Below are 11,981 nucleotides of genomic sequence, written 5' to 3'. Positions count from 1 at the left end.
ATATTCCGTATCAAATTAGATATCGACTAGATACAGTATAAGTTACGGCTATTCTATATATTTTACTAGTCGTCAACTCATATATTCGAGTACGTAGTCGGAGGTCCACGTTCGTACCTAATCACATTTAATAGTATCTGCCCTCCCAGTATTGGTAGGTACTGTGTTGTTGAAATCTACCTCTCGACTGTTCGTCGTCCATCCTACCCTTTCCCTTCCTGATCTGGGTACCGATCAGGCACGAATCGCGGCAACGGTTCGACAGGCCGACTTCGATCGGTCGATCCTCGATCAGATCGACGAGAGTTACGATCTTCTCATTCTCGATTGGGAACTCGAGACTCCGGACGCGCGTGGCGTTCTCGACGCGTTTCGTCAACGGGCACCGAACACCCAGATACTCGCGCTTGCTGACGACGTTCCCACCGACGACCCCGTTGACCGCGGTGCAGACGAACTCCTCGTTCGGCCCCTCTCCGATGAAGTCTTACAGTCGACGATCGAACGCCTGCTTCTCCAGCAAGCCTACGAGATGGCGATGGACGAGTTCTTCCGTCTCTCGACCGAACGAGCGCTGCTCGAGAGCGAACTTCAATCCGGACTCGATGTCGGCGATCGGTACCAGTCCGTCGTTTCTGACCTCTATGACTCTCGTGCACGGGCAGCCGCCATTCGAGACCAACTTTCGCGCGATGAGTTCGATCAGGCACTTCGACAATTGCTCGAGTAACCTCTTTCAGCCCTAGCAGCGCTTTCGTAGCTATCGTCAAATCTTAACCATTTTCCAACAGATGTGTTAATCAATAACACTATTATTTATTCATCTGATATATTAAAATAAATTTATAGCCTCCGGCAGGTATGTCTAAGGCGTACCATGGACGACCTAACCCAGTACCTGAAGAACCACCCACGAATGATCGGCGTTTTGTTCACCATCTTGCTAGCGATTTCACAAGCAGGTTCCGCCGCTGCTTCTAGCGGATTCTACCACGGGCCGTAGACGCTAGAATAATTCTTCAGCGAGATTTTTGCTCCATCGAACTCCAGTCTTAGTTATAACTGGTATTTGCTCTCTAGCAAGATAGTCCTCTAATTCCCCATTAGAGACTGTAATTTGATTTGTTTCTCTCGGGCTCAAATAATATTTGTCTACAGAATTTATGTGGGGTGTGAAGATACTCCCGTTCCCTGCCCACGAAGTCGTATACGTGTTTATAGTTACACGTGTTTCTTTTTTCGATCGGTCTATTGAACATACGGTAGGGCCTCCCGTTTTTGATTGAGTTATTGTCGTCTTCCCGTTTCCAACGAGCCGGTATTGGTTGCCGATCACATTTTTGTGTCGTGCAACATCTAATGCAGCGTGAAGGGGGTACCCTCGATTCAAGAGTCGTGCAATTATACTACCGACACTAACTGCACCAGTATTAACGATTTCATCAAAGGTGACTATTCCGCCGATACTTCCGGAGTTGACTAACTGTAACCCCTGTTCGTATGATTGACACGCATTAAGTAGAAACGCCTTCATTCCTACAGAGTCAATCGATGCACCGTCTAATTTACCGTCGGAACACTGGAATCCATCCCCATCTATATGACCAATATAGTGGAGAAAATCACTTTTACTTGCTAATATAGATTCAAAATCTTCTATTGAGAGGTCGTAGTAAATAGTAACATCGAATGGTAGCTCCTTGCGAGTACCATAGACTCCATTTACTTTCTCCAATTCCTCCCGCATATCTGGATCATTACAAATAACTTTAATTTCGATTGGGTCCTCTCGCGGACTCCGACCGATATTATTCTGATATGCAGAGAGTGGTGTCGTGCTTTTAACGGCAGAACTTCCGCCTAGTTTCCACGTCTGGCGTACCGTCGGTGTCGGTGATTTCCATTCATCCCCACTACGGGTTTCTGAACTTCGAATCTTAACTGACGGCTGATCAACACCTCCTCGCACGAATTCTTCGATCGCTTCACTCTGCCCTTTTGACGAGGACGTTAATTGCTCGTCTTTATCTTGTATTTTGACTATTGCAAGGTCATTAGCGAGGAAGGGGAGAAATTCAATGATTTCTGTGCCAGGTTCAATATGAATGCCCAATCTCCAATCTGGGAGACACGACTCTATCGTTTCAAATGGTACTTCAAGATAGGCCTTAAGTTGTTGAGAAAGTGACTGACTATATACACGTGCGATATCGAAGTCCAGTTTCTTTTCGACTTTCTGCCGTTCGTATAGCGGTAACGGCGTTGACCCTTCTGTACGGACAATACAATCTAAAAAGAACATCTTCTTAAGTACTCGTTCAACGCTCTCCTCGAAGCCTTTGTCATCTAATAGATGTGAAGTACCATCGTCAGTGAGGATTTGTGCTCTCTTTCCTGGGATAACCTCCGCACCGAGATAGTACGCGAGTGGGGAGATAACGAATATATGGCGTAGTGTCGGCGGTATTTCGATCTGAACAGTTGGATCACGATCTTCTAACCGGCGAGGGGCCTTGAACTCCTCTCCAATTTCGATTTTTGGTGGATGGCCTCGTAGCGTCGGGTACGATCGTTCTGGGGTTGTCGTCTTCAGGGCGGACCCAAACGCTGTAACTGCACGCATTACGTCGCTTGGATCGGTCGTTGTTACGATTGTTTCTGCAGGTCTCGTATGAAAAGACCGCGCTCCGATAGTAACCGTTGTTGAATCGTCAAAGGAAATGTATGTGTGCTCGCTGTCTGAATAAACATTAACTGTCGAATCGACGTATGCATATATCTTCATAGGCCCGGACAAGTCTATGATATACTGATCTTCCGGTAATGATGCTTGTTCGTCCGGCTGCACTTCGGTGATCATCAACCCATCCTGATCCCGAATATAAAGAAGGTCGCTTGACGGGAGTGTTATCGTTTCAGTCGAAATCTTAGCAGTCGAATCAACTGGAAACGGAATCTCGTCAGTGCTTATTGGCACCGGGTCTACTCGCTCGTGAGTCGTCAGCCGATACCGGTGACGTTCGATCGGATCGATAATTTCGAGGCCGTCGTCGAGGGGTTCGAATTTCGGTTTCATAGCATCGGCAAGTGAGAGGGAAACTGTGATCGGTCGCCCCGGGAGATAGTGGACGTGACGCTCGAGCGATCGAGAGGCGTTACGACTATCCGATCGAGAGCCAGCCGGAGCTGTGGTCGCCGTCGTTGATCGTCCACCGTTCCTGGAAGACGCCGTTTCGATCGCGGAGTTCGATGACGATATCGAACACCGGCGTCAGGACCGAAACGACGTCGGAGTCGCGGTCCAGCGGGAGATGGTAGTGGATCATGCCGTCGGCGTCTCGGGTGCGGCCGTTTGTCAGGTGGGCGAATTTGAAGACGCGTTCGGCGCCGTACTCCTCGAGGAGCGGAACAAGCGAGTCGACGGCGATGCGAAGCTCACCCGGTGCGAGGCTGGTGGCGTCACGTTCGAACTCCTCGATGGCGTTCGAGACGGCGATTCCGAGGTCGGCGAGTGTGGCGACGGTGGTCGGGGAGTTGTCGGACTGCACGGAGACGGATTCCATCGACTGCGAGTCGCTGTTAGCGGCGGCAGCACCCCGAGACTGAGTCTCGTAGTTGACGAGTGCGGTCGTCGCTGACTCGTCGCCGTCGGCGAGGTGAGACATGGTGTGGCTTTCGCCGGTCGTCGAGACGAGGACGCGTCGACGCGGCTGAGACGTTGTCTGCCCCAGCAGGCGTTGACTAACCTCCTGGCGCTGTTCCGTTCGGACGGCTCCGACAACGAGCACGCTCGCCCCCCGGCGTTTCAGCTGCGATAGCTCCGCCGTGAACTGCTCGTCCCCGGACCCGCTACCCCAGCCATTGCGCGAAAACATCAATATATGTTAGACCGTTAGCGGGATCAAACATTAAATGTTCGGGTTGAAGCGAAGCTGGACGTGCGAGGAATCGGCCCGAACCGGCCTCCCTATCGGCTACCGGCTTTACGGCCGGAGCGTCGGTGTCGATCAGTCCGCCGCAGGACCGTCCGCTCGCGACTCCGGGCTACTGACGTACGAGCGAGTGGCATCGACGAGAACCTGGCGGTAGGTACTCGGATCCGGGTCGCGGGCGAGTTCCCGAAAGCGGCGTTTGAAGCCCTCGAAATCGACGTTGGGGGCGTCCATCGCGGCGGCGTGTGCGAGGTCGTATAGCCGGTGGTCGTCGGCGACTAAGTCGTGACGCTCGGCCAGTGCCAGCGCGAACGCGGCGTTGACGGCCGTAATCTCGGGATCCGAACTCGCCGAGAGGCGCTTGAAACCGGGCCGCGACGGAGTTTCGGGGCGGTCGGCGACGGCCATCGCGAGGCTCGACTCGAGAAAGGAGAGGAGTTTCTCGCCGGGGCCGACCGCGAGCGTGATGTCGTCGGCGTAGATGTCTTTCATGTGGTTGGCGATCTGGTAGCAGTGAGAGAGCTTCCGCCGTTCAACGCTCTTGCCGGCCAGCGCGAGGAAGAGCACTTCCTCGGTCGACTGGGTGTGCGAGGGGTGTTCCTGTTCGTGTCGGGCCATGTGGGCGAACTCGTGGAGGGCCAGTTCACGGGCCATGGCACTCGAGGCGGCCTGCCTCGAGATGTTCAGGACGTGGCGATCGTCGTAGTGACCGGCCCAGGTGCGTTCGTCGGGATCGTCCCGGAGCCGGACGTCGACCGGCAGCGAGAGGTCATGCTCGGTCTCGAAGAGGTCGCGGGCGCTGAGGAATGGAGAAGTCGGTCCCGGTCCCTGTACGCGTATATTCATGTGTACGGATAGCAAGGGGTCGAAGGATTTGACTCTTTTGTGCGTTCGCGTGCGGCGGACGACCTCGGCGTGCCACGTAGCGCGCGGTTGCGACTCCGAACCAGTTTGGGATCGGGCAGGTTCGCAGGGGCGAGTAGGCGGGATCAGACAGTTTGCTGACGATTGCTGCGTAGAACGACGGGTTCGGCGGTAGACGGGCCGGTTGACAGCGACCAAATTGTGTAAGGGATTCACTCACTCAAATTGGATATTCCACCGCTGGAGCCGGGAAACGCGACGAATTCCGGCGGCGACGAAACACTACCCTTTTGACCCCACTGGCGGTAATGGGGGGTATATGGGCCGACGCAAGAAGATCGTCCAAGAGTGTGAACGGTTGATGGACGAACCGGAGAACATCCGGAACATCGCCATCGCCGCTCACGTTGACCACGGGAAAACGACGCTTACCGACAATCTGCTGGCTGGTGCCGGCATGATCTCCGACGAGACCGCCGGCGAGCAGCTCGCGATGGACACCGAGGAAGACGAACAGGAACGCGGGATCACCATCGACGCGGCGAACGTCTCGATGACTCACGAGTACGAGGACACCAACCACCTCATCAACCTCATCGACACGCCGGGCCACGTCGACTTCGGTGGCGACGTGACGCGGGCGATGCGCGCCGTCGACGGTGCGCTCGTCGTCGTCGACGCTGTCGAGGGGGCCATGCCCCAGACCGAGACGGTGCTGCGACAGGCCCTTCGCGAGGGCGTCAAGCCGACTCTGTTCATCAACAAGGTCGACCGCCTGATCTCCGAACTGCAGGAAGGTCCCGAAGAGATGCAGCAGCGCCTGCTGTCGGTTATCAGCGACGTCAACGAGCTGATCCGCGGCATGACCGAGGATATGGACGACATCGACGACTGGACCGTCTCTGTCGAGGACGGCACCGTCGGATTCGGCTCCGCGCTCTACAAGTGGGGCGTCTCCATGCCCTCGATGCAGCGGACGGGGATGGACTTCGGCGAGATAATGGAACTCGAGCGCGCGGACAAGCGCCAGGAGCTCCACGAGCGGACGCCGCTGTCGGACGTCGTGCTCGACATGGTCTGTGAGCACTTCCCGAACCCCATCGACGCCCAGCCCCGTCGTATTCCGCGGGTCTGGCGCGGCGACGACCAGACCGACCTCGCCGAATCGATGCGACTCGTCGACGAGGACGGCGAGGTCGTGCTGATGGTCACCGACATCGGGGTCGACCCCCACGCCGGCGAAATCGCTGCGGGCCGCGTCTTCTCGGGTACCCTCGAGAAGGGCCAGGAGCTGTACGTCTCCGGAACGGTGGGCAAGAACCGCGTCCAGAGCGTCGGCATCTACATGGGCGGCGAGCGCGAGGAAGTGGAGGAAGTTCCCGCCGGGAACATCGCCGCCGTCACCGGCCTCAAGGACGCCATCGCCGGCTCGACCGTCTCGAGCGTCGAGATGACCCCGTTCGAGTCGATCGAACACATCTCGGAGCCGGTCATCACGAAGTCTGTCGAGGCCCAGAACATGGACGACCTGCCGAAGCTGATCGAGACGCTCCGACAGGTCTCCAAGGAGGACCCGACGATCCAGATCAACATCAACGAGGACACCGGCGAACACCTGATCTCCGGACAGGGTGAGCTCCACCTCGAGGTCATCACTCAGCGTATCGAGAAGAATCAGGGTATTCCGGTCAACACTGGTGAGCCGATCGTCGTCTACCGCGAGCAGCCCCAGAACCCCAGCGACGAGGTCGAGGGCATCTCGCCGAACCGCCACAACCGCTTCTACATCTCCATCGAACCGATGACGGACGACCTCGTCGAGACGATCCAGCTCGGCGAGGCCTCGATGGACATGCCCGAGCAGGAACGCCGCGAGGCCCTGCAGGAAGCCGGCATGGACAAGGACACGTCCCAGAACGTCGAGCACATCCACGGGACGAACATCCTCATCGACGACACGAAGGGTATCCAGCACCTCAACGAGACGATGGAACTCGTCGTCGAGGGTCTCGAGGAAGCCCTCGACAACGGCCCGCTGGCCAACGAGCCGGTGCAGGGGACGCTCATCCGCCTCCACGACGCCCGGCTCCACGAGGACACCATCCACCGCGGTCCGGCACAGGTCATCCCGGCGACCCGCGAGGCCGTCCACAAGTCCTTGATCGACGGGAAGATCAAGATGCTCGAGCCGATGCAGGACGTCCGCATCGACGTGCCCAACGACCACATGGGCGCCGCCTCCGGCGAGATCCAGGGTCGTCGTGGCCGCGTCGACGACATGTACCAGGAAGGGGACCTCATGGTCGTCGAGGGTATCGCGCCCGTCGGCGAGATGATCGGATTCGCGAGCGACATCCGCTCCGCGACCGAAGGTCGCGCCTCCTGGAACACGGAGAACGCCGGCTTCGAGGTCATGTCCGACTCCCTCCAGCGCGACAAGATCATGGAGATCCGCGAGCGCAAGGGCATGAAGCTCGAGCTGCCGCCAAGCATCGACTACCTGTAGAGTCGACTCGCCACTCGTAACCGCGATTTCTTCCGTTATTTTTCGCCTCGAGTGCCGGCTCCATCTCTCGACAGATCGGTCGCTCCTCGAATCCGACGAGGTAACCTCGAGAACCCATGCAAGTGTCGCCGAGTCGCTCGGTTTGCCGCCGCTCGATCGAAGCCGGTGTGAATCGAAATCGAGCGGCTCGCCGGTCGCAGCGAGAACGAGTGAAGCGGATCTGAGAAGCGTTTAAAGAGTGAGGTACTGCCAGACGCCGAGATGCGCTTACTCCCGCTCGCCGGCACCGAGCGCGCTCTCGCCGACCTTCTCGTGGCCCTCGATGACCTCTTGACCGCCCATGTACGGCCGTAGGGGTTCGGGGACCGTCACGGTGCCGTCCTCGTTCTGGTAGTACTCGAGGATGGCCACCATCACGCGCGGAATCGCGAGCCCCGAGGCGTTCAGCGTGTGGAGGTACTCCGCCGACTCGTGGCGCTCGGGGCGATACCGGAGGCCGGCCCGTCGAGCTTGGAAGTCCTCGAAGTTCGACGCGGACGAGACCTCGAGCCAGCGGCCGCCTTCCTCGGGGCCGTCGTCCATATCGTCGCCGGGGGCCCAGACCTCGATGTCGTAGGTCTTGGCCGAAGCGAAGGTGAGGTCGCCGGTGCAGAGCTCGAGGATGCGGTAGGGGAGGCCGAGTTGCCGGAGGACCTCTTCGGCTTCGTCGAGAAGGTTTTCGAGGCGGTCGTAGCTCTCCTCGGGTTCGACGAAGTTGACGAGTTCGACCTTGTTGAACTGATGGACGCGGACGATGCCGCGAGTCTCGGTTCCGTGCTCGCCGGCCTCGCGACGGAAGTTCGGCGTGTAGGCCTGGTGTTTGAGCGGAAGGTCGTCCTGCAGGAGGATCTCGTCGGCGTACATGTTGGTGACCGGCACCTCCGCGGTGGGACAGAGCCAGAGATCGTCGTCCTCGTAGTCCTCCTCGTTGCTGCCCCCCAGCCGGTAAGCGTCGTCGGCGAACTTCGGCAGCTGGCCGGTGCCGCGCATCGAAGAGCTCTTGACCGGGATCGGCGGGAAGAGGTCGACGTAGTCCTGCTCACGGTGGAGATCCATCATGAACTGGATTAGGGCGTGCTCGAGTTGGGCGCCCTCGCCCTTGAGGAAGTAAAAGCCGGAGCCGGTCGTCTTGGCGGCGCGTTGCTCGTCGATGATGTCGAGCTCCTCGCCGAGATCGTAGTGGGGGATCACCTCGTCGGGCAGATCATGGGCGTCGTCGAAGCCCCAGCGCCGGTCCTCGACGTTGTGTCGCTCATCGACGCCGAGCGGCACGCTCTCGTCGGGGATCTGGGGAACCTCGAGCAGCCGCTCGTCGAGTTCGTCCTTGAGCTCGTCGGCTTCGGTCTCGACGTCTTCGATCTCCGATTTGAGTTCCGTGGACTGTTCGATCGCTTCCTCGCGTTCCTCGTCTTTGCCTTCGGCGACCAGCTCCCCGATCTGCTGGGTGATCTGGTTGCGCTCGTGGCGGAGTTCGTCGCCGCGGGCCTTCAGCTCGCGCCAGCGCTCGTCGATCTCGAGGATCTCGTCGAGGTCGACGTCGGCGCCGCGGTCGTCGAGGGCCTCGCGTACCTCCTCGGGGTTCTCGCGCAGATAGGTCCGATCGATCATTGCCCGTGGGTTCTCTGTGCCCCGCCAAAACCGTGTCGGACCTGCGTCCGGCTGATTCGGCGGGCCGCGGCCGCGTCCGCCCGGCGGTGGCGGCGGTCGATGCGGGAAACGCTTTTTTCGCCGCGTAACCGAGTTCGTGCTATGGACCCGCTCGAGGGTGAAGCGTCGTCGGTATCGATCGAGTACGAGCCGGTTAGCGTCAAGGACGTGCTCGTCGAGATGAAGGACACGGCGGAGCTACTCATCGACCTCTCGTACTCGGCGGTCCTCCACCGCAACGCCGACCTCGCGCGGGAAGTGCTCCGCTTGGAAGAGCGGATGGACGTGCTCAAGCTCCGGGCGCGGATGAGCCTCATGATGGCCGTCCGCAAGCCGGCCGACGCGGAGGAGTTGGCCCCCGTCCTCGGGATCGTCGCCGCCGCAGACGAGATCAGCGATGCGGCCGGCGACATCGCCAAGATCGTCTTAGAGGAGATGGGGCTGCCCGAGGCCATGCGCGCGGCGCTGCCCGAAGCGGCGGAGACGCTGGTCCGGGGCGTCGTCGATCCCGACTCCGTCTACGCGGATCGCACCCTCCAGGACATCGACCTCGAGTCCGAGACGGGCGTCCGCATCATCGCCCTGCGCCGCGGAGACGAGTGGCTGCTCAACCCCGGTCCGAACACGACCGTCAAGAGCGATGACATTGCGCTGCTGCGCGGCCCGGATCCGTCGATTGGCGACGTCTGCGAGGCGGTGACCGGCGACATCTACGAGTCGCCGTCGGTCGACGACCCCGGCATTCCCGACCTCGAGCGGGCGGTGGACACCATCATCCACATGAAGAACCTCTCGGAGCTGGCGGTCGACCTGGCTTACAGCAGCGTGCTGTTCGACAGCGCCGAACTCGCCGAGGAGGTGCGCAACCTCGAGGTCGAGGTCGATGCCATGCAGTCGCGGTTCGAGGCCTGGACACTCCGGGCGGCCGCGGACGCAGACGACCCCGTCGTGTTGCGCGGCCTGATCCGACTGGGAACCAGCACGGAGGCCATCAGCGACGCGGCGATCGACATCAGCGAGGGCGTGCTCCGGGATATCGACGTCCATCCGGTCGTCCAGCTGGCGGTCCAGGAAAGCGACGAGATCATCACGCGCGTCGAGGTTGAGCCCGGCAGCGACCTCGACGGCATCGCCGTGACCAGCGGCGTTCCGGACGTCGAGTCGACCATGTCAGTGATCGCGATTCGGCGGCCCGGCGAGGGCTGGCTGCTGGTCACCGACGCCGACGCCGAACTACAGGGCGGGGACGTCCTCATCTCGAAGGGGACGCGGACGTCCGCGGCTGCGTTCGAGGACCTCGCACAGTCCTGACCGGTCCATCGGCTCAGTCGGCGTACTCGAGCAGCATGGTCACGAGCTCGAGGTAGACGAGGGCCCCGAGGATGGCGATCACCGCGGCCAGTGCGAACGGGACGAGCGTCTCGCTTCCTTTTCGAATCGGCATCGTCCTGAGGAAGCCGATCATCGACCCGGCCTCCGTTCGCGGCGTTCGGTTCGCGCGTGAGCGTCTCGGTGCGGTGGGAACCGGGCGTCTCGGTCCGTTCGGCGTCGGGTATCTCGACGGGGTCGTGGGGCAGGGTCCATACAGACCGGGCCCACGGTCGGACACTTGAAATTCAGTCAGACGTTCGACTGACGGTCTGACGCGTAGCTGACGCAGACCCGACGTCGGACTCGCGGCGCGGCCGATAGTCCGTCACTCGAGGCCGACCGACGTCGCCGCTCGATGTCGACGAGGCCGACGTCTCCGCTCGAGTCCGCTGGAGCCCCTCCGGCTGCCGCGGCCATGCCCATACAGGGGCCGAGTGCAAGGCCGATCGAGCCCGTAGTACGGGGACGAACCATGAACCCAGAGCTGAAGCCGCTCGACGAGCAGGTGATCGTGATCACCGGCGCGTCCTCGGGGATCGGGCTGACGACCGCGCGGATGGCCGCCGACCGGGGCGCCAGCGTCGTCGTCGCTGCCCGAAGCGAGGACGCCCTCCGGCAGTTGACCGCGGAGATCCAGGCCGACGGCGGCGAGGCGACGTCCGTTGTCGCCGACGTCAGCGACCGCGACGACGTCCGCGAGATTCGGCGAGTCGCCGAGGACACGTACGGCGGCTTCGACACCTGGGTCAACGGCGCAGCCGTCTCCATCTACGGCGAGCTCGAGGACGTTCCGATCGAGGAGATGCGCGACCAGTTCGACGTCAACGTCTGGGGGCTGCTCTACGGCTCGCTCGAGGCCGCTGATCACTTCAAATCCAGCGGCCGGGAGGGTGCGATCGTCAACGTCGGTAGCATCGTCTCCGAGCGCGCCGTCCTTTTGCAGGGGAGCTACTCGGCCTCCAAACACGCGGTCAAGGGCTTTACCGAGACGCTACGGATGGAACTCGAGCGCGAGGACGCGCCCGTCTCGGTGACACTGATCAAGCCGAGCGCGATCGACACGCCGTTCCCCGATCACGCGAAGAATCACATGAACGAGGAAGCGACGCTGCCGGCGCCGGTCTACGCGCCGGAGACGGTCGGCCGGGCCATCCTCCACGCCGCCGAGAACCCCCAGCACGAGGTGACCGTCGGCGCCGGCGGCAAGCAGATGACCGTCCTCGGACAGCACGCCGCGCGCCTGATGGACAAGGTCATGGAGACCGTCTTCTACCGACAGCAGCGCACCGGCGATCCGCCGCGTCCCGACGCCCCGGACGGCCTCGAGGAGCCGACCGGAAGCCTCGAGCAACGCGGCGGCTACGAGGGCCACGTCGCCGAGACGAGCCTCTACACGAGACTCCGCCAGCGGCGGGAACTCCCCGGCTCGAGCGCGCTCGGAGCCGGACTCGTCGCAGGGGCCGTCTACGCGGGGTACAGACTGCTGCGCAACGGCGGCGACTCAAGCAGCGACTCGAGCGGCGACGCCGCGGCGGCGGAATCGAAAGCGGAAGCGGACGCGGAGGAGCGTCGCCTCGAGAGGCCGCGTCTCTGATCGGTTCGTGGTTCCGTTCTGCGGACGT

At 60.7% G+C, this 11,981-nt stretch carries 10 protein-coding genes; 5 read left to right on the top strand and 5 right to left on the bottom strand.

All coding sequences use genetic code 11. From position 1 onward, the window contains the following. Positions 1-163: 163 nt before the first annotated feature. A complete protein-coding gene (locus EH209_RS15165; RefSeq protein WP_126663726.1) occupies positions 164-730 on the top strand; it encodes a HalX domain-containing protein in 567 nt (188 codons plus the stop codon). Positions 731-877: 147 nt separating this feature from the next. After that, positions 878-1,003 carry a DUF7503 family protein gene (locus EH209_RS25255; RefSeq protein ID WP_449271920.1) on the top strand — a complete coding sequence of 42 codons (126 nt, stop codon included), beginning with the start codon at positions 878-880 and terminating at the stop codon, positions 1,001-1,003. Positions 1,004-1,006: 3 nt separating this feature from the next. On the opposite strand, the gene EH209_RS15160 is transcribed toward EH209_RS25255, so the two are convergent. The 3 genes from EH209_RS15160 to EH209_RS15150 all read right to left on the bottom strand — a co-directional run bounded on the left by EH209_RS15160 (position 1,007) and on the right by EH209_RS15150 (position 4,778). Continuing rightward, positions 1,007-2,977: a DUF434 domain-containing protein gene (locus EH209_RS15160; RefSeq protein WP_249038813.1), complete on the bottom strand. Its 1,971-nt coding sequence runs from the start codon at positions 2,975-2,977 to the stop codon at positions 1,007-1,009. Positions 2,978-3,161: 184 nt separating this feature from the next. Then, positions 3,162-3,875, bottom strand: coding sequence for a DUF7504 family protein (locus EH209_RS15155; protein ID WP_126663724.1), 714 nt, complete (start codon positions 3,873-3,875; stop codon positions 3,162-3,164). 132 nt (positions 3,876-4,007) lie between these two features. Next, positions 4,008-4,778 (bottom strand): DUF5781 family protein, encoded by a 771-nt coding sequence (locus EH209_RS15150; protein ID WP_126663723.1) that lies wholly within the window; start codon positions 4,776-4,778, stop codon positions 4,008-4,010. 337 nt (positions 4,779-5,115) lie between these two features. Here EH209_RS15150 and EH209_RS15145 point away from each other — a divergent pair, with 337 nt between their 5' ends. Next, on the top strand, positions 5,116-7,302 hold the full coding sequence (locus EH209_RS15145) for an elongation factor EF-2 (protein ID WP_126663722.1): 2,187 nt from the start codon (positions 5,116-5,118) through the stop codon (positions 7,300-7,302). Between the two features lie 267 nt (positions 7,303-7,569). Here the strand turns inward: EH209_RS15145 and serS are convergent, their stop codons facing one another. After that, positions 7,570-8,949, bottom strand: coding sequence for a serine--tRNA ligase (serS, locus tag EH209_RS15140; protein ID WP_126663721.1), 1,380 nt, complete (start codon positions 8,947-8,949; stop codon positions 7,570-7,572). A gap of 141 nt (positions 8,950-9,090) precedes the next feature. Between serS and EH209_RS15135 the strand changes: the two genes are divergently transcribed. Then, entirely contained in the window at positions 9,091-10,299 is a 1,209-nt protein-coding gene (locus EH209_RS15135) for a potassium channel family protein (RefSeq protein WP_126663720.1), read from the top strand. 13 nt (positions 10,300-10,312) lie between these two features. Here the strand turns inward: EH209_RS15135 and EH209_RS24130 are convergent, their stop codons facing one another. Continuing rightward, entirely contained in the window at positions 10,313-10,453 is a 141-nt protein-coding gene (locus tag EH209_RS24130; RefSeq protein WP_164722059.1) for a hypothetical protein, read from the bottom strand. A 378-nt stretch (positions 10,454-10,831) separates the two neighbouring features. Between EH209_RS24130 and EH209_RS15130 the strand changes: the two genes are divergently transcribed. Further along, positions 10,832-11,953, top strand: coding sequence for an SDR family oxidoreductase (locus EH209_RS15130; protein ID WP_126663719.1), 1,122 nt, complete (start codon positions 10,832-10,834; stop codon positions 11,951-11,953). Positions 11,954-11,981: the final 28 nt, after the last annotated feature.

Origin of the sequence: Haloterrigena salifodinae (assembly GCF_003977755.1) — an archaeon.
Lineage (GTDB): Archaea > Halobacteriota > Halobacteria > Halobacteriales > Natrialbaceae > Haloterrigena > Haloterrigena salifodinae.
The sequence above is the reverse complement of the archived record's forward strand: the minus strand, read 5'-3'. Positions and strand labels throughout refer to the sequence as shown.